The organism is Micromonospora sp. SL4-19, from assembly GCF_047921475.1.
In the GTDB taxonomy this organism is placed as follows: domain Bacteria; phylum Actinomycetota; class Actinomycetes; order Mycobacteriales; family Micromonosporaceae; genus Micromonospora.
This window is the reverse complement of the sequence record NZ_JBLROB010000007.1, coordinates 106979-124313: the sequence shown is the minus strand read 5'-3', so window position 1 is coordinate 124313 and position 17335 is coordinate 106979. Positions and strand designations below refer to the sequence as shown.

Here is a 17335-nt window from a genome sequence, read left to right as displayed (position 1 = left end):
CCTGGGTTGCGGCGCGGGCAGGTACGGAACCAGCGGTACGGCGTGGCCGTCAGCAGCGACTCGCGGTCCCGTTCGAGGGACGGCGGTGCCAGATGCGCCGGACGGCTCAGCGCAGCTCCTGAATGCGGATCATGTTGCCGGCAGGGTCGCGGACGGCGCAGTCGCGAATCCCGTACGGCTGCTCGGTCGGCTCCTGGACGACGTCGGCGTCGCTGGCCTGCAGCCGCTCGAAGGTGCCGTCGAGGTCTTTGGTGGCCAGGAGGAGCATGGCGTAGGTTCCCTTGGCCATCATCTCGTCGATGGCGCGGCGCTCGGCGTCGGTGATGCCGGGGTTGGCGGCCGGCGGGGCCAGGACGATGGACGTGCCCGGCTGATCCGGAGGGCCGACCGTGAGCCAGCGCATTTTACCCTGTCCGACGTCGTTGCGGACCTCGAAGCCGAGGGTGTCGCGATAGAAGGTCAGGGAGGCGTCCGGGTCGACGTGCGGGAGGAAGCTTGCGTGAATGGTGATGTCCATGGAGGTCAGGCTAGTTGCGCCTTCGTGACCTGCGCTTCTCGATTCCTGATCGGTCTGGTCACCTGTTTCGCCACGCACGCGGGCATCCCCGCCTCGCGAGGTGTCTGGCTCCGATAGGTGCTGGGCGGCACACCGACCAACTCGGTGAAGCGAGTGCTGAAGGTGCCCAGGGACGCGCAGCCGACCGCGAAACAGACCTCGGTGACGCTGAGGTCGCCACGACGCAGCAGCGCCATCGCCCGCTCGATCCGCCGCGTCATCAGGTAGCTGTACGGCGACTCTCCGTAGGCGGCCCGGAACTCGCGGCTGAGGTGCCCGGCCGACATGTTCACGCCACGGGCGAGCGCCTCGACGTTCAGCGGCTGGGCGTACTCCCGGTCGATCCGGTCGCGGACGCGGCGCAGCCGCGCGAGGTCGCTCAGGCGCTGCGCCGCATCGGGTCTGCTGGTCACCTGCGAAATCGTGCCACGTCGCGCCGGGAGTTGCCCAACGATCGCTGGCGTCCCACCCCACTCCGCGTCGCCTCAGGTCGTCGAGCGGTTCCTCGCCGCCTTCACCACGGGCGACATGCAGAGCCTGATGGGCGCGCTCGCGCCCGATGTCGTCCTGGTCTCCGACGGCGGAGGTCTGGTGCCGGCCGCGCGGAAGCCGATCGAGGGCGCAGACATGGGTCTACGGCTCGGAGTCGATCTTCGACGAGGCCCGCTACGCTGAACGGATGCAGGGGGCGGTGCGCTGGGGCGACCTCGATGGCTGACGCCGACAATGTCCGTCAACTGGCGCTGGCGCTGCCTCACGTGGTCGAGATCGACAGTGAAGGCTTCGACTTCCGGGTCGGCGGCAAGGGATTCGTCTGGTCCTACCCGGAGCGCAGACCCGGTACGGCGCGCCTCATCCGGACCGACATCGCGGTGCTGTATGTCGGCGACGAGGCGGAGAAGCAGGCGTTACTCCTCGGTGAGCCCGAGGTCTTCTTCACCACGCCCGCATATGACGGGCTGCCCCTGGTCATGCTGCGGCTGGCGCAGGTAGGCGTCGATCGCCTGGAAGAGCTCGTCACCGACGCGTGGCGCATGCGTGCCCCGGACTCGCTCGTCGATGACCTCGACGACGGCATCGACTCGCTGCGCCAAGATCCGAGCAGAGCCGACCAGTAGGTCGACCTTCCCCCGTCGCGCCAGGCGGGCCTTCAGCTCGATCGCTTGTCTGCGCCAGCCGCAGTCAGGCCACTCGTCCCGCTCGCTGGGCAGGTGAACGCCGATGCCGGTCGTAGCCTCGCGGCAGGACGTCGAGCCCGCCTGCCGAAGCGGGCTCTCGAAGTCGACGGCGAGCGGGTACGTTGCGGGGATGAGTCGACAGGATCAGCCCTCGGCCGCCTCGTTCGGCGGCCGCGTAGTGGGGTCGGCGCAATTGCTGTTGCTGGCGGTGTGCCTGGTCGGCAGCCTCGGTGTGCTGCTCGTGGCCGCGCTACACACCGGCGATCTCCCAGCCGTGCTGCACCCCGGTCTGGACCGGTTGGGCGACCCGAAGGACTCGCTTCCGCCGGCCGGTCCGGACTCATTGTGGAACCCGCTGGTCTGGGTGTTCGGGATCAGTCGGCTGGTGGCGATGTTCGTCTACCCGGTCGCGTTCGTGGCCGTGGTTCTCGGGGTCGCATCCCTTGTCCGCACCCGGTCGACGGGCGACCGGAAAGGGTTCAACCGGCTCGCCATCGGCACGGGGATGTGGCTCGCGCTGGCGGCGCTCGCCCTGACTCCGTACGGCGCGCAACTACACAGCTGGTTGCTCGACTGAGCGTGGCGGCCCTCCGCGATCTGATCACCGCTCGCCTCAGGCGTGCGTCCGGCCGCGCCGGAAGAGCTGCTGCGAGCGCATCCCGTTCGTTTAACAGGGTCGATGTGAACCACGACCTCAGGAGAAACCATGACCGGCTCTTCCACCCAAGGCATCAAGACCGTGCTGCATCCCGTGTCCGACCTGGCCGCGGCCAAGGCGGTGTACGCCGCCCTGCTCGGCGTTCCGCCGCAGAGCGACTCGTCCTACTACGTCGGCTTCGAGGCCGAGGGCCAGCAAATCGGGCTGGTGCCGGCCGGTGGGCCGCAGGGCATGACCTCACCGGTGGCCTACTGGCATGTGCCGGACATCGAGGCGAAGCTGGCCGAGGTGACCGCCGCGGGTGCCACCGTGAAGGAGCCCGCGCACGATGTCGGTGGCGGCCGCCTGGTGGCCACCGTCACCGACCCCGACGGCAACGTCCTCGGGCTGCTTCAGGACCGATGACTGCGTCGTCCCTACCCGGCGACAGCGGCCGATAGCGTATAACCACTGCTCGCGGTGCTTTGGCAGCGCTCGTGCTGCCGACGCTCAGGGTGAGGCACGGTTGCCTGGCCTCACCCTGAGCATGACGGGCGCTACCTGCTGTAGTTCTTCCCAAGGGCCTCGCCGGGGATCGGCTTGGCGATCAGCGCGACGGGGATGAAGAAGCAGATCTGGCCGACCGCCAGGGTGAGCGTCCAGAGCGCCTGGTCGTCGTAGTGGGCGGCTGCCTTGGCGTACAGCTCGTCGGGGACGCGCTCCCCGAACGGGTTCGGGGTGAGGACGGCCTCCACGAGCTCCAGCGCGACCCGTTCGGCGTCGGTGAAGTAGGGGGCGTCCTGCCATGACGCCACGGCGGTGATGCGCTCGTCTGTTTCCCCGACGTCGCGCAGTTCGCCGGTTTGCCGGACGGTGTGGTACGTGCTGCCGACGATCTGCCCGGCGCGGAGCTGCACCAGGTGGATGGTGGTCTGCGGAATCGCACCGTTCTGGGTGGCCTTCGAGAGGGCTCCGGCGAATGCTGCCAGCTCGGGGAAGAACTGGATGGGGTCGGGCAGACGTGACTGGAGGTTGTCCTGCTCGGTCGTCGTTGGCGTTGACATGGCGAGGTCTTCCCTTCTCGATCGGTCTCCTGGTGGTCCGACGACAGAGCCGCTGGGAATGTCAGGCGACCCGCCAACCTCACCGCACCTCGAACATGCCGTGCGCGCCGCGCTCCGCGTCCACCATGGAATGGCTGACGAACGGGTAGTGCCCAGGGGCCGGGAACGTCATCTCGACGAAGCCACCAGCGGCCGGCCTGAGCGCCAGCACCTGTGCCCCACCGGAGTCGGTCGGCCGGCTCTCCCAGTGGCCTTCCCGGTAGACGGTGTCGAACTGCGCGCCCACCACGTGGAAGGACGTGTCCCGGTTCGGTCCGGCGTCGAGCAGCCAGACCCGGACGCGCTCGCCGACCCGGGCGGGCAGCGGACGGTGGTCGTACTGGGCGACGTAGCCGTTGAACACCACGGCGTCGGGCTGCTCGGCCTGCATCTTCGCCAGGTCACCCGGTTCCCCGTCCGGGCCCAGGTAGAGCTCGGACTGCACCAGGACGTACTCCCGCTGCACCGGCGGCAGGTCGGGCGGGTCGATGATCACGGTCCCGTACATGCCGTTGCCGATGTGGTGCAGCATCGGCATGGTCGAGCAGTGGTACATCCAGATGCCGGCCCGGGTGGCGGTGAAGCGGTAGGTGCGCTTCTGTCCGGGGTCGATCGGGCGCATCACCTCGTCGGGGGCGACGGCCCCGGCGTGGAAGTCGATGCCGTGGTCCATGGTGCCGTCGTTGACCAGGGTGATCTCGAACGTGTCGCCGATCCGGCCCCGCAGCACCGGCCCGGGCACGGTGCCGTCGAACGTCCAGAGCCGCTGGCGTACCCCCGGCGCGACCTCCCGGACCACCTCGCGGACGTGCAGCTCCCGCCGGTGCAGCCGGCCCGGCAGGACGGGCGGGGCGGCGGCGTCCCGGGCAGTGAAGGCCGGGCCGGGGTCGGCCATGACGTCGACCGGCCGGGCGGGCGAGGCGGAGCCTGCGGTGGTCGGCGAGGCAACCGCGCCGGTCGGCACGACCTCGAGCGTCATGCCCGCCTGCCGGTGGCCCGGCAGTGAGCACCAGCCCTCGGTGACCCCACCGATGACACCCGCGTCGAGGCGGGCCGACTCGCCGTTGCCGATGCGCTTGGTGTGGGCACCGTTGTCCAGCACGAGGTCGTGGCGGCGCTGGTCCCGGTTGGTCAGGTTCACGACGAGGCGGTCACCGGGCGCCACCTCGATCCGGGCGGGGTGGAACCGCATCCCCTCGGCGACCACGTCCACCGTCGTGGTGTGTCCGGTCGGCTGGATGGCACCGGCGGCTGCCGGTCGATGGTCGGTGGGGCCGGCGGTGACACGCTGCGCGGCCACGCCGACCAGCACGGCGACCAGGACGAGAGCGATGCCGGTGGCGGCGCCGGCGAGGGGTCGGCCGGGCGCGGGCGACACGGACACGGGTCACCTCCGGGTGGTGAGCAGGACGCGGGCGGCTGGCACGAGGAACTGCACCAGCGCGGCGAGGATCAGCAGGGACGTGGTGATGCGGACGTACGGCGGGCTGGGCAGTGCGAAGACCACGAGCGCGGCGTTGGTCATCGCGACGCGCTGCGGACCGTGCCGGTCCAGCAGAGCGGCGCGGGCTCGGGCGGGGCCGGGCCCGCCGCCCAGGACCACCGGAAGCAGGTGGCTCAACGACCCGACGAGGACCTGCCCGACGAAGCCCACCAGCAGCGGGACGAGCACCACGCCGAAGCTGTCCGCTGCCGACGTGGGTTCGGCGGCCGGCAGCAGCGTGGCCGCGTCGACCGCCAGCGCGACGAGGAGCCATCCGGTCGCCGCCGCCAGCGACCAGCTCGCGAAGGCGTACGGGGGACGGGTGCGGGCCACCGCCACCGCCGGCCGCACCGCCATCAGCACGCCGAGCACGAACAACGCCAGTCCCACGGCGGTGACGGCTCGCCACCAGGTGAGCAGGCCGAGGCCGAGGAGCACCAGTCCGATGACGGCCAGCGGCAGGGCCCGTACGGCGTCGCGCACGGCGGTGTCGGCCATGCGGGTGCGCAGCATGGTCGGCCAGAGGGTGAGCAGCGTGCCGAGGACCGTGAGGGTGATCCAGCCCAGCAGGTTGACGTGGGCGTGGAACAGCAGCAGTCGGGCCTGGTGGCTGCCATCGCTCACCAGCATCCCGGCACCCACCGGGACACCGGTGAGCAGCGCCAGGGCGGCGGCCAGGTAGTAGTGGACGGTCACGCGGAAGCGGGTGGGCAGCGCCCGGCGCAGGTGGCCGGCGAGCCAGGCCAGGTGCCAGACCAGCGCGGCGAAGACCAGGGCGGCACCCGCCACCCCGAGCCACGGCCGGTCGCCCACCCCGCCGGCCAGGACGGCCAGCACGCCGACGTTCAACGCGGCCAGCCGCAGGGCCTCGCCCCGGCGGTGACTGGGTGGCGGCGTACGCAGCAGCGCCGTGCTGAAGTGCGCCGACCAGATGACGATCGCGTTGGTCACGGCGCCGAGCAGGAGCAGGTGGATCCCCAGCCAGCGCCAGGTGGGCAGGAACGGGTGGACGAATCCCAGGCCCACGAGCCCCATCAGGTACGCCAGCGGCAGAAGTCCGGCCCGGCGGTGCCAGGCCGACCGGCCGGCGGCCCTGACCTGGGCCTCTCCGACGGCGGTGGTGGACAGTGGAGTGCGCCCGTTGACCGCGTCCACGGTCGGTGGGAGGACGTCCATCAGCGCACCGCCAGGGCCGGCGCGGCGGGGGCGACGGATCGGGCTCGGGCGCGGCCCGCGCTCCGCATCGTGATCACGACGCAGGCGAGGAAGGCGAGAACGGCCAGCACGTTGAGCGCCCCGGCCCCCCGCCACACCGGTCGGACGCCCAGTGCGTCACCGACGACGACCCGGGCCAGCAGGCTGCCGTGCAGGAGGGCCAGCGGCGCGTACAGCCAGGCCTGGTAGGGCAACGGTCGCCGCAGCACCGCCGGCAGGATGACCGGCGCATGCACGAAGATCATCGACATGGTGAAACCGAGGAAGACGGCGTGCAGGGTGGCGTCGTAGCGGGGGCCGCTGGTGGCCGGGCCGGCACCGGTCCACAGCAGGCCGGCCAGTGCCAGCCAGGCGTACCCGGCCAGCAGCCCGACCGCGACGTAGCGGGGCAGGCCGACGCCGCGTACGGTGCGGCGGGCAACGTCGTAGACCACCAGCCATGCGACGGTGGCGAGCAGGCCGACGCCGAACAGATGCGCCCCGGCGCCGGGCCAGAGGGTGCTCGCGGTGACCCCGGCGGTGAGCGCGCCGATCGCCGTGAGGAACCAGGGGACGCCGTGCCGGGGTAGGGCGAGGTGGGCCAGTTCCAGGCGTTCCCCGGCGATGGTCGCCACCACGAACGTGGCCAGCCATGGGACGAACTCCGGCACGGTGCTGCCGGCGAGCCACAGGAGGGTGGCGGCGTACCAGGCGAACGCGCCGAGGCCCTGGGCCAGCAGCGAGGGGCCGGGCTGCCGCTGCCAGAGCCGGCGGTAGATCAGCAGGAGCAGCACCGCGGCGAGCATGAGCAGCAGTCGCCCGGCCAGGGCCGGGCCGGCAAGGACGAGAGTGACGGCGGCCGCCCCGGAGCAGGCCGGCGCGAGCAGTGCCCACCGGGAGCCGAGCGCTACCGCCCGTTCCAGGGCCACCAGGGTGCCGACGAAACCGAGCACCATCAGCGGGCCGTGCACCTGTTCCAGCGGCGCCGGCGGGGCGGGCAGCGGCAGGTCGAGCAGCAGCAGTGCGGCGTACAGGCCGGCCAGCAGAGCGAACCCGCCGGTGGCGAGGACGGGGACCCGCCAGCGCAGCCGGCCCGGCCGGGCGGTCATCGGGGGACCGCGTCGCCGGCTGCCCGGCGCCGGCCCCGGGTGTCGACCTCCGGCATGGTCAGGCGGACCACGCAGGCATCCGGCGCGCCGAACGGCTCGACCACGGCACCGGCGGGCGGGGCCCCGGCGTGTTCGAGAGCCCCTCGGACGACTCCGACGTGCAGGTTGCAGATCGCGTCGGGGTTGCGGTTGACCAGTTCGAGGAAGGGGCAGGTGTGCAGGTGGATCTCGGTGCGGCCGGCGTCGGTGTGGTGCAGACGGGGGCTGAAGCCGAGGCCGCGCAGCACGCCGACGAGGACGTCCGTCGGGTCCTCACCCGGTGGGGTGACCGCGGCGAGGTGCCGGCCCCAGTCCTCCCCGGCCCGGGTGGCCTCGGCCCGTACGTCACCGCCGGTGCGCCGGGACAGGTGATCGAGCAGGGCGGCGGCCAGGGCCCGGTACGGCGCGGGCGCCGGCGCCTCCGCGATGGCGATCCGGTAGCGCCAGGCCGGCCTGCCCGGTTGGCCGCCGCTGGCCCGGGCCTTCACGAGTAGTCCGGCGCCGACCAGCCGATCCAGGTGGGCGCGGGCGGTCGACGGGTGCAGACCGGTGCGCTCCCCCACCTCGGCGATGGTCACGCCGCCGTCGGCGGCCTTGACGATGTCCAGGATCGAGACCCGGCTCTCGGTGCCCAGCGCCCGGTGCCGCTGCGTGTCAATCATTTCCCCGATCGGCCCTGTTCTCGTGGTTTCCACGGTATATAACGTTACAACGTCGTTTGTAGTGAAAACTTAGGGAGTCCGCATGTCGCACTCACGCACCACCTCTGACCTGACCGCCGCCCGGGCCGTGGTCCGCCACCACGCCCAGCTCGCCGCCGTGCTCGACCGGCACGTCCGCAGGCTCCTGCAGGCCGCGGGGGACGGCGACGACGCCCGGGCGCACGGCGTCCGCGCGGACCTGCTCGGCTGGCTGCGCGAGGAACTGCTGCCCCACGCGGACGCGGAGGAGAGCGCGCTGTACCCGGTGGCTGCCGATCGGGCCGAAGCCTCGCTGCTGATCCGGGGCATGCAGGCGGAGCACACGGCGATCGCCGACCTGGTGGCCGAGCTCGACGCCACCACGGAGCCGGTACGGCTGGCCGCCGCGGCGCGGGCCCTCGCCGGCGTCCTCGCCGTCCACCTCGCCAAGGAGAACGAACTGATCCTCCCGCTGCTGGTGGACGCCGCGGACGTGTCGCTGGCGGCGCTGCTCGACGGCATGCACGATCTGCTGGGCTCCTCAGAGTCGGCGGGCGGCTGCGGCGGCGGGACCTGCGGGTGCGGTGGCGACTCCGCCACGCCGGAGGCCCTGGCGCCGGTGCTGACCATCGACCCCCGGCTGGACGTCCGGCAGCTGCCGCACGACCGCCGACACGCCACGGTGCTGGCAGCACTGGACGCCATGCCGGCCGGCGGAGCACTGGTGCTGGTCGCCCCGCACGCACCCCGACCGCTGCTCGCCGAGATCGAGGCCCGCTACCGGGGCGGCATGCTCACCGAGTGGCTGCAGGACGGCCCGGACACGTGGCAGGTCCGGCTGTCCCGGCAGCCGGTCTCGGCCTGAGGAAGTCTGCCGGTGCCGGGACGGAGTCCGTCAGGGCCCGCCGTCCCGGCCTCACCGGGTCCTTCGGCCCTGTTCCCAGGGGTTCCCGCCGGGCAGCCTTGGGCACACTCGAAAGCTGAGGGGAGATGGGGTCCGTGTGCAACTACTGCGGTTGCCGTGACTTCCCGCTGATCGGCCGGCTCTCCGCCGAGCACGAGGCGATCGCCAACGCCGCCGGCCGACTGCGCACCGCCATCGATTCCGGCGATCCAGCCGCCCTGGCCGCGCTCGACGAGCTGGTCGGGCTGCTGCTGCCGCACACCGCCACCGAGGAGGACGGGCTCTTCGCCGAGCTGCGCGCCGAGGGCAGCCTCGCCGAGGCGGTCACCCGGCTCTGCGCCGAGCACCAGGACATCCACGGGGTCCTCGGCAGCCTCGACCGCGTCGTACCGGACTGGCCGGCGGTGCTCGCCGCCCTGGAGCGGCTGCACCGGCACATCGACAACGAGGAACACGGGCTCTTCCCCGCCGCGGTGATCGCGCTACCCATTCCCGCCTGGGACCGGATCACCCCGGCCGAGACGAACGCCCGGTGAGCGCGCGCCCGCACCCGCCAGCCGGACACGGCACGACCCGGCGCCGGCTCGCCGGCTGCCGGTTCACCGGACCCATGCCGGGCGCCCACGTCCGGCGGGACTGCGACGAACGGTGTCGCCCCGCCTGATCCGGCGTAGCCGGTGGCCCGAGCCACGTGATCGGCGATGAGCTCCGAAGGCCCGACCGGAACGGGACGGACGGCCGTGGCAGCTCAGGTATCGAGGGCCAGGCCTTCCGCGCCGGGGAACGCCCCCGGCTGGTACCCGCACGCCGGGTCCTCGCCCCAGAGGTCACCGGACATCGCGTACGCCGGGCGCGCAGGTCCCGATACGTCGGCCCCAACCCGAGCGCCGCCACGTGGTCGTCCCCGCGCCGCGCGAGGGCGTCACGTTGCAGGCAGATTCGTCGGAAGTGATGCGCTTCAGTGGTCTTCACCGGCACCGTCTCGCCGAGGTCGTAGAGCACGTTCAACACGTCCTCGGCCTCCGCCGCGTCCAGGCCGGCCAGCGCCCGACCCCGCCCCATGGGTACGAGGAAGAAGACGCTCCAGAGCAGCGCTCCCCGCTCGCGTAGGTGGGCGGCGATCGCGGGCAGATCGCGCACGTCCCGGGTGGCCGTGGTGTTGATCAAAGTCAGTAGCGCGCAGACCCCCGGCTTGGGCCGCGGGGTTAGCGCATCTGCTGTGGATGCGGTAGACAGGGTGGGCGGGCGGACATCTCGGGTGTTGCATGAGGAGTTTCGGCCATTACCCTAGCGACTGCCAACGTTGTGGACGAATTCGTACTTGTGGCGACCGCCGGCGGTTCTCGATTGGGCGGCGGCGAGCGGTATGTTGAGCAGCAGAAAGGCCGTTGAATGCTGACCGGCCGCCGGTACCTGCTCGGGTTCACCGATGAGCAGGCAGACTACGCGAGGCAGGTGGGTGCGGCGTGTCGGGCGGTGTGGAACACCGCGTTGGAACAGCGCCGTGAGTACCGCCGCCGTGGCGCGTTCATCGGCTACAACGAGCAGGCCCGGCAGATGGCCGAGGCGAAGAAGGACCCGGACTGCGCGTGGCTGGCCGACGCGCCGTCGCATACCCTGCAGCAGACTCTGCGAGACCTCGACCGGGCGTGCAAGACGCACGGTACGTGGAAGGTGCGGTGGCGGTCCAAGTCGCGTACCGCCCCGTCGTTCCGCTTCCCCGATCCCGACCAGATCGGGGTGCGGCGGCTGAATCGCCGGTGGGGCGAGGTGCGGCTGCCGAGGTTCGGCCAGGTGCGGTTCCGGTGGACCCGGCCATTGGATGGCACGATCCGCAACGCCACCGTCTCCCGCGACGGTGGGCGCTGGTACATCTCGTTCTGCGTCGAGGACGGCGTTACCGAGGCGGCGCCTAACGGCAAACCGCCGGTCGGCGTTGACAGGGGTGTGGCCGTGGCGATCGCCACCTCCGACGGCGATTTGCGCGACCGGGAGTTCGTCACGCCCGGCGAGGCTGCCAGGCTCAAGCGGTTGCAGCAACGCCTGTCCCGCTCGTTGCGGCAGACCTGTAACGCCTGCAAGCATGTCGCCCCGGAGTCCCGCAAGAGCCAAGCGGTCTTCTGGTGCGTCGCCTGCGGGCATCAGGACCACGCCGACGTGAACGCGGCCAAGAACATCCTCGCCGCCGGGCTGGCGGTAACAGGGCGTGGAGACCTCGCCGATGGGCGGTCTGCGAAGCGCCAACCACCCGGCTGATCCCAGCGTGAGCGCCGATCAGCCACGGGAATCCCCCGCCTACTGGCGTGGGGAGGAAGTCAACTGGACCTTGAGCCCCAGGTCGGTCGCGCGTCGCGCCAGGCGCCGGAACCCGTCGTGCCCGGCGGCGGTGGCCGCGTCCACGCTGAGCGAGATGGCCCGGGCGCCGGCGTCCCGGAGGCCGGCCAGGGCGGTGCGGGTGAGGGCCGGGGTACCGGAGGGCGACACGGAGACCGGCAGGCCCAGGCGGGTGCCCCGCCGCACGAGTTCCGCCAGGTCCGGTCGCTGGAACGGGTCACCACCGGTGATCACGAACAGCGGCGCCGGGCGACCGAAGGCCGCCACCTGGGCCATGAGCGCGGTGGCCTCCTCGGTGTCGAGTTCGGCGGGGTCACGCAGGGGGCGCGCCGAGGCACGGCAGTGCAGGCAGGCCAGCGGGCACGCCTGACTGGCCTCCCAGATGACCATGAAGGGCCGCTCCCCCACGTCCTGCCGGGGTAGCCGCACGGACCTGCCCGCCCGCTCCGGGCGCTCCGTTTCTCCTGCCGTGATCGCGTGTGTCACGACCGGGACGCTGCCCGGCGGGAACGCCGCGTGCCAGGGACCGGTGACCCGGGTCCCCGGGCCACCTGGCCCCCGCTAGCGAGGTCGGGGCTGCCGGGGACCGACCACGGGCACAACTGCCCCATGATCTCGGGACGTTCGGCCCGGTCCAGCGGCATAACGCGCCGGCACGCTGGCCGGTGCGTCCTCCGGTGCCGTGTCCCTGGTGCCCGGTCGGCGCGGACCTCGATTCCGTCTGTGGGAGTGCGTATTTCGGCGAGCGACGAGCCGGGTGACCCCGGCATCGTGCCGGTGGACCAGGACCGCGGCCAGCACGCGGAGGCCCGCGGGCGGCTGGACCCACAGCACGATGCGGGCCTGGTGACGATCGTCCGGGTCCGCTACTTCGGCGGCACGCGCGCCGCCGCCGGGGCGTCCGAAGAGGACCACCGGGCGAGCACCCTGGCAGAGCTGCTCGACCGGATGGGTGAGGCACACGGTTGGAGGCTGCGGGCAGCTCTGCGGGCCTGCAGTTTCCTCGTGAACGGCACCCAGTGGCGCGATCAGCACGCCGTCCTGCCGTCGTCGGCCACGGTCGACGTGCTTCCGCCGTTCGCCGGCGGCTGACCCGCAAGGAGCGACCATGACCGACCACAGGCTGGACGACTGGCTCACCACCGCCGCGGCGGCACTCGACCTGCCAGCCCCGTCGCCCGACGAGCGCCGAGCGGTCCTCAGCCTGGTCCGGGACGTGGCGCACGGCGTCTGCCGGCCGGCGGCGCCGCTGGCCGCGTACCTGATCGGAGTGGCGGTCGGGCGCGGCGCGGACCCGGACGCGGCGCGGGTCGCCGTCGCCGCGCTGGTTGCGCAGGAGGCGCGGTGACCACCGCCGCCGCGCCACGCCGCAAGGAGCACGGAGCCCGGATCACCGAGTGGGCGCAGGCGCGTCGCCTCGCCCACGACCTGCCGTCTGCCCTGCCCGCGGAGGAGGTGCCGCTCGCTTCGGCGGCCGGCCGCGCCCTGGCGGCGCCGCTTCGCGCCGGGGTGCCGTCACCCGGGTTCGACAACGCGGCCATGGATGGGTACGCCGTGCGAGGTTGCGGTCCGTGGCGGGTCGTCGACCGGGTACTCGCCGGGCACACCCACGTCTCGCCGCCGCTGGCCGAGCAGACCGCCGTCGAGATCGCCACCGGAGCTCCCGTGCCTGAGGGGACGGCGCGGGTGGTGCCCTACGAGACTGCGGAGCGCCTCGGTGACACCGTGTGGGCGTCGCCGGGCGACCGCCGGCATGTCCGGCGCCGCGGCGAGTACGCCCGTCCGGGGCAGGAGCTCCTGCCCGCGGGCACCGCCATCACCGCGCCGGCGTTGGGCCTGGCCGCCAGCGTCGGGCTGGACACGCTCACCGTGCACGCCCGCCCCAGGGTGCGGATGATTGTCAGCGGGAATGAGCTGGTAGCCGCCGGACTGCCCCGTTGGGGACAGGTGAGGGACGCGATCGGTCCGATGCTACGACCGCTGCTGCTGTCGTGGCGGGCAGAGCTGCTCGACTCCCGCATGGTCGGCGACGAGCTCGACTGGTTCGCCGCTGCGGTCGCTGGCAGTGCCGCCGACGCGGACGTGACGATCGTGTGCGGCGCGTCGTCGGTCGGGCCCGCGGACGGGCTGCACCATGCGTTGCACAGTCTTGGCGCCACGGTGCACGTCGACGGCGTCGCCTGTCGGCCGGGCCACCCGCAGGTGCTCGCCCAGGTTGGACAGAAGTGGATCGTCGGACTGCCCGGCAACCCGTACGCCGCGCTCGTGGCTGCGCTGACCCTGGTGGAACCGCTGCTGGCCGGGCTCACCGGGTTGCCGCTGACCGAACTGGAGACCGGGACGCTCGTCGGTGCACCGCCGGCCGATGAGCGGCACACCCGGATTGTGCCGGTCCGCCGGTCGGCACAGGTCCTGCATCTCGTCGAGGGCGGGCAGCCCGGCCAGCTGGGCGGCGCCGCCGGTGCGGACGCCTTCGCCGTCGTGCCGCCCGGTTGGCGGGGCGAGACTCCGGTGGAACTGCTACGCCTGGAGCGCTGACGTTCTCTCCACGTAAGCGGGTGAAATCAGATCGCCGGTGGCTGGCCACGTTATGACCGGCGTTCGGCGATCCGCCGTCGCAGCCCGCGGCGCAGTCGTGCGGACGCGCCTGGGAGTTGGGCGAGGGCCCAGACCTCCGCCCGCTCGATGTCTGCACGGTCCGCGAGTGCGAGGGCGGCCGCGTAGGGACGGCTCCCGCCAGCGGCGAGCCTGACCCGCAGTTGCCCCAGCACCTCGAGCAGGACGTTTCGGTCAGCACATGGATGTTGGGCCACGAGCAACAACAGCCGATTGTCGTTCCACGTGCTGCTTCGCCGCATGCACAACCGCGTCAATACGTCCCCAGGAGTCCCCGGGTTGGCTGCGAGGGCCTCCCAGACAAAGGAGTACGGAGAGTCGGCCAGGGCGCGGAGCACACCTACTGCGGTGTCCGGATCCATGGCCAGGTCACGATAGTCGGCCGGCGTGTGCAGCCCTCGCATCGCCGACTCAACATCCACACGCCCCATGATGCGCTCGTCATCCCTGCCGGGCGGACCCGGGGATGAACCGCCCGGGCACAGGTGGTGGCGGCGGCCGGAGGGGGGTTCCGGCCGCCGCCACTGTCGGGGTAGGTCGTTTCAGGAGGGGCGCTCCGCCCCCTTGCGGGCGTAGAAGTGCCAGGCCAGTGCCACGCAGGCGGCGAAGAAGACGGCCCAGCCGAGGTAGAAGGCGGTGGCCGGGACGCTGGCCAGCCCGATGCCGAACAGGAACGGCCCGAAGGCGGCGATGGCAGCGGTCCAGCCGATCACCCCGCCCGCCTGCCGGCGCTCGAAGATCATCGGCATCTGCTTGAAGGTCGAGGCGTTGCCGACGCCCGCGAAGAAGAAGATGCCCAGCATGCCGGCGACGAAGAACTTGAACTCGCCGAGCGAGGACGGGGTGAGCCAGAACGCGGTGAAGACGGTCGAGGCGGTCATGCCGACGCCCGACACGACGGTCCAGACGGCGCCACCGAAGCGGTCGCAGAGCGGCCCCCACGCCACCCGGGCCGCCGAGCCCACCAGCGGGCCGAGGAACGCCCACTTCAGCGGGTCCGGCGCGTCCGGGAACGTGCCGTACAGGTTCTTGATCAGCAGACCGAACTGCGCCGCGAAGCCGGAGAACGCGCCGAAGGTCATCACATAGAGCGCGGTCATGATCCAGGTGTGCTTCTCTCGGAAGATGTCCAACTGCTGACGCACATTGGCCTGCACCGGCACGCTCTTCAGGAAGAACCAGGCCAGCACGGCACCGGCGACCACCCAGGGGATGAAGACGAGGCCGGCATTGTGCAACCAGATCGACTCGCCGAGCCCCTTCGCGGGCTTGACCACCTTCTCCGGGCCGATGCTCGCCGTCCCGAGCAGGGCGAAGCCGATCACCCACGGCACCAGGAACTGCACGACGCTGACGCCGAAGTTGCCCACCCCCGCCTGAATGCCCAGCGCCACACCCTGCTTGCGCTTCGGGAAGAAGTACGAGGTGCTCGGCATGAAGCCGGAGAAGACACCGCCACCGATGCCGCAGAGAAAGGCGAGCGCGAGCAGCACGACGTAGGGAGTCGTGGCGTCCCGCACGGCCCAGCCCCACCCGACCAGCGGCACGATCAGCAGCAGCGTGGAGAGCGAGACGAGCTTGCGGGTTCCGAGCACCGGCGGGAGGAACATCCAGATCAGGCGCAGCAGCCCGCCGGCCAGGCCCGGCATCGCCGCCAGCCAGTACAGCTCGGTGGTGCTGAGTCCGAACCCGATGTTGTTCAGCCGGGGCGCGATCGCCGAGACGAGGAACCAGGTGATGAAGGCCAGGGTCAGGTTGTACGTGGTGACGCTGAGGGTCCGCCACGCCAGCCGCTGGTCCCAGGTGTCGGCCTCCGGATTCCAGTCCGCCAACCACTCCCGGCCGTTGCGGGCGGGAGGCTCCTGCGCCGGGGGGCCGCCGGTGCCGGCCTCCCGGGGTCGTAGTGCCGTGGTCATCGTCTTGCTCCTCGCTGCCGCCGAACGGTTCGGGACACTGGTCAGACTGGCCAGGGACAACTCGCTCGGACACGGTCGAGGGTCGCCCCCGGACGGGACCAAGGTCCCGCCCGTCGTCGGAAAGGTGCTCACGCGCGCTGCCCGGCCGGCACCGGCTCCACGCTCCGCGCCAGGTCGGGACTGCGGTCGTGCAACATCCGGTGCACCGTGACGTGCATCCAGAGCCCGGACGTCACGGTCAGCAGGAAGACGATCGCGAAGGTCGTCTGCGGTAGGCCGGTCCAGGCCTGCGCGTAGGCGAACAGCGGCGGCAGGACGAAGCCACCCAGCGCGCCGAGCATGCCGACCAGGCCACCCACCGCGCCGACGTCGTTCGGGAAGTACTCCGGGATGTGCTTGAACACGGCGGCCTTGCCGATGCCCATCGCGATCCCGACCACGAACACGCCGACGGTGAACGGCAGCACGCCGAGCTGGTAGGGCAGCACCTCGCGGACGCCGTCGGCCTCGTACCGCTCAGGCACGTACAGGACGATGTGACCGTAGGGCATGGCGAGGAAGAGGCTGGACACCGCCATGGTGGCGAAGGTGCCGTACATGACCCGCCGGGCGCCGTACCGGTCCGACAACCAGCCACCGACCGGCCGCAGCAGGCTGGCCGGGAAGATGAACAACGCGGTCAGCAGCGCCGCCTGGTAGAGCGGCAGCCCGAACACGTCGACGTAGTACTTCGGCAGCCAGGCGGAGAGTGCCACGTAGGCGCCGAACACCGCGACGTAGTAGAGGCTGAATCGCCACACCCGCATCTGCCGCAGCGGCCGGAACATCTCGCCGAGCGGTCGACCGCGGCCGGGTCGACGGTCCCGCCGCGGCGTGCCGAGCCACACCGCCGCGGCCATGACCACGAGCAGCACCGCGTACAGGAACGGGACGAACCGCCACCCGCCGGGGATCAGGCCGCTCGCGTACCCGGCGGCCGGCACGGCGGCGATGAGCGCGGGTCCGATGAACTTGGTCACCGAGGCACCGACGTTGCCGGCGCCGAACACGCCGAGTGCGAAGCCCTGCCGGTCCTGCGGGGTCCAGGCGGACACCCACGAGACTCCTACGCTGAAGGCGTTGCCGCCGAAGCCGGCGAGGAAGGCGTAGAGCAGCAGCGCCTCGTAGCTGCCGGCCTGCGAGACCAGGTAGGTGGGGATCGCGGTGAAGAGCAGCAGCGCGGTGAAGACCACTCGGCCGCCGAGCCGGTCGGCGAGCACCCCGCCGAACAGCCGCCACGCCGCACCGTTGAGGATCGCGACCGACGACAGCCAGGACAGTTGCACGTCGGTCAGGCCGAGTTCGGAGCGGATCGGGATACCCAGTACGCCGAACATGAGCCACACCGCGAACATCAGGGTGAAGCCGGCGCTGGACAGCACCAGAACCCGGCCGCCACCTCTGGCCCGGCCGGGCACCCCCAACCCCGTGTCCGTTGGCGCCTGGGTCGCCTGCATCTGGTCCTCCCTCGCTGGTACGGCCGCGCTGCTGCCCGGCGGCTCCACTCTCAGCCGCGCAAACCGGGCCTGATACGGGCCGGCGGTCCC

Annotated in this window: 18 protein-coding genes and 2 pseudogenes; 9 read left to right on the top strand and 11 right to left on the bottom strand. The window is 71.9% G+C overall.

Translation table 11 applies throughout. From position 1 onward, the window contains the following. Positions 1 to 106: 106 nt before the first annotated feature. Both ACNAVT_RS12730 and ACNAVT_RS12725 read right to left on the bottom strand, forming a co-directional pair. Positions 107 to 517, bottom strand: a complete 411-nt coding sequence (locus ACNAVT_RS12730; protein WP_416295846.1) for a VOC family protein — start codon at positions 515 to 517, stop codon at positions 107 to 109. A gap of 5 nt (positions 518 to 522) precedes the next feature. Then, entirely contained in the window at positions 523 to 969 is a 447-nt protein-coding gene (locus tag ACNAVT_RS12725; RefSeq protein WP_416295844.1) for a helix-turn-helix transcriptional regulator, read from the bottom strand. Positions 970 to 1266: 297 nt separating this feature from the next. Here ACNAVT_RS12725 and ACNAVT_RS12720 point away from each other — a divergent pair, with 297 nt between their 5' ends. The 3 genes from ACNAVT_RS12720 to ACNAVT_RS12710 all read left to right on the top strand — a co-directional run bounded on the left by ACNAVT_RS12720 (position 1267) and on the right by ACNAVT_RS12710 (position 2797). Further along, complete coding sequence (locus tag ACNAVT_RS12720) at positions 1267 to 1674, top strand: MmcQ/YjbR family DNA-binding protein (protein ID WP_416295842.1); 408 nt, start codon at positions 1267 to 1269, stop codon at positions 1672 to 1674. Positions 1675 to 1864: 190 nt separating this feature from the next. Then, positions 1865 to 2311: a hypothetical protein gene (locus ACNAVT_RS12715; RefSeq protein ID WP_416295840.1), complete on the top strand. Its 447-nt coding sequence runs from the start codon at positions 1865 to 1867 to the stop codon at positions 2309 to 2311. A gap of 129 nt (positions 2312 to 2440) precedes the next feature. Then, positions 2441 to 2797, top strand: coding sequence for a VOC family protein (locus tag ACNAVT_RS12710; RefSeq protein ID WP_416295838.1), 357 nt, complete (start codon positions 2441 to 2443; stop codon positions 2795 to 2797). A gap of 131 nt (positions 2798 to 2928) precedes the next feature. Here the strand turns inward: ACNAVT_RS12710 and ACNAVT_RS12705 are convergent, their stop codons facing one another. The 5 genes from ACNAVT_RS12705 to ACNAVT_RS12685 all read right to left on the bottom strand — a co-directional run bounded on the left by ACNAVT_RS12705 (position 2929) and on the right by ACNAVT_RS12685 (position 7961). Continuing rightward, a complete protein-coding gene (locus ACNAVT_RS12705; RefSeq protein WP_416295836.1) occupies positions 2929 to 3435 on the bottom strand; it encodes a carboxymuconolactone decarboxylase family protein in 507 nt (168 codons plus the stop codon). Between the two features lie 79 nt (positions 3436 to 3514). Then, positions 3515 to 4858, bottom strand: a complete 1344-nt coding sequence (locus ACNAVT_RS12700) for a multicopper oxidase domain-containing protein (RefSeq protein WP_416295834.1) — start codon at positions 4856 to 4858, stop codon at positions 3515 to 3517. Positions 4859 to 4861: 3 nt separating this feature from the next. Next, the gene (locus tag ACNAVT_RS12695; protein WP_416295832.1) at positions 4862 to 6133 is read right to left on the bottom strand and encodes a hypothetical protein; all 1272 of its coding nucleotides are present in this window, start codon (positions 6131 to 6133) and stop codon (positions 4862 to 4864) included. Continuing rightward, positions 6133 to 7260: a hypothetical protein gene (locus tag ACNAVT_RS12690; RefSeq protein ID WP_416295830.1), complete on the bottom strand. Its 1128-nt coding sequence runs from the start codon at positions 7258 to 7260 to the stop codon at positions 6133 to 6135. The genes ACNAVT_RS12695 and ACNAVT_RS12690 overlap by 1 nt, the downstream gene beginning before the upstream one ends. Then, positions 7257 to 7961: a helix-turn-helix transcriptional regulator gene (locus ACNAVT_RS12685; RefSeq protein WP_416295828.1), complete on the bottom strand. Its 705-nt coding sequence runs from the start codon at positions 7959 to 7961 to the stop codon at positions 7257 to 7259. Before ACNAVT_RS12685 ends, ACNAVT_RS12690 begins: the two co-directional genes overlap by 4 nt. Positions 7962 to 8043: 82 nt before the next feature. Here ACNAVT_RS12685 and ACNAVT_RS12680 point away from each other — a divergent pair, with 82 nt between their 5' ends. Then, a complete protein-coding gene (locus ACNAVT_RS12680) occupies positions 8044 to 8844 on the top strand; it encodes a DUF2249 domain-containing protein (RefSeq protein WP_416295826.1) in 801 nt (266 codons plus the stop codon). 134 nt (positions 8845 to 8978) lie between these two features. Then, on the top strand, positions 8979 to 9419 hold the full coding sequence (locus tag ACNAVT_RS12675; protein WP_416296033.1) for a hemerythrin domain-containing protein: 441 nt from the start codon (positions 8979 to 8981) through the stop codon (positions 9417 to 9419). Between the two features lie 316 nt (positions 9420 to 9735). On the opposite strand, the pseudogene ACNAVT_RS12670 reads toward ACNAVT_RS12675, so the two are convergent. Then, positions 9736 to 10047 (bottom strand): annotated as a pseudogene (locus tag ACNAVT_RS12670) (radical SAM/SPASM domain-containing protein); the annotation flags it as partial. 228 nt (positions 10048 to 10275) lie between these two features. On the opposite strand from ACNAVT_RS12670, the gene ACNAVT_RS12665 reads away from it, so the two are divergent. Then, positions 10276 to 11139 carry an RNA-guided endonuclease InsQ/TnpB family protein gene (locus ACNAVT_RS12665; protein ID WP_416295824.1) on the top strand — a complete coding sequence of 288 codons (864 nt, stop codon included), beginning with the start codon at positions 10276 to 10278 and terminating at the stop codon, positions 11137 to 11139. A gap of 51 nt (positions 11140 to 11190) precedes the next feature. Here ACNAVT_RS12665 and ACNAVT_RS12660 read toward each other — a convergent pair. After that, a pseudogene (locus ACNAVT_RS12660) lies at positions 11191 to 11607 on the bottom strand (radical SAM protein); the annotation flags it as partial. A gap of 429 nt (positions 11608 to 12036) precedes the next feature. Here ACNAVT_RS12660 and ACNAVT_RS12655 point away from each other — a divergent pair. The 3 genes from ACNAVT_RS12655 to ACNAVT_RS12645 are packed head-to-tail and all read left to right on the top strand — an operon-like array spanning position 12037 to position 13755. Beyond that, positions 12037 to 12309, top strand: a complete 273-nt coding sequence (locus ACNAVT_RS12655; RefSeq protein WP_416296032.1) for a MoaD/ThiS family protein — start codon at positions 12037 to 12039, stop codon at positions 12307 to 12309. 16 nt (positions 12310 to 12325) lie between these two features. Next, positions 12326 to 12565, top strand: coding sequence for a DUF6457 domain-containing protein (locus ACNAVT_RS12650; RefSeq protein WP_416295822.1), 240 nt, complete (start codon positions 12326 to 12328; stop codon positions 12563 to 12565). Then, positions 12562 to 13755 (top strand): molybdopterin molybdotransferase MoeA, encoded by a 1194-nt coding sequence (locus ACNAVT_RS12645; protein WP_416295820.1) that lies wholly within the window; start codon positions 12562 to 12564, stop codon positions 13753 to 13755. Before ACNAVT_RS12650 ends, ACNAVT_RS12645 begins: the two co-directional genes overlap by 4 nt. A gap of 620 nt (positions 13756 to 14375) precedes the next feature. Here the strand turns inward: ACNAVT_RS12645 and ACNAVT_RS12640 are convergent. Together ACNAVT_RS12640 and ACNAVT_RS12635 are read right to left on the bottom strand one after the other, a co-directional pair. Continuing rightward, entirely contained in the window at positions 14376 to 15749 is a 1374-nt protein-coding gene (locus ACNAVT_RS12640) for an MFS transporter (RefSeq protein ID WP_416295819.1), read from the bottom strand. Between the two features lie 128 nt (positions 15750 to 15877). Continuing rightward, positions 15878 to 17245 (bottom strand): MFS transporter, encoded by a 1368-nt coding sequence (locus tag ACNAVT_RS12635; protein ID WP_416295817.1) that lies wholly within the window; start codon positions 17243 to 17245, stop codon positions 15878 to 15880. Positions 17246 to 17335: the final 90 nt, after the last annotated feature.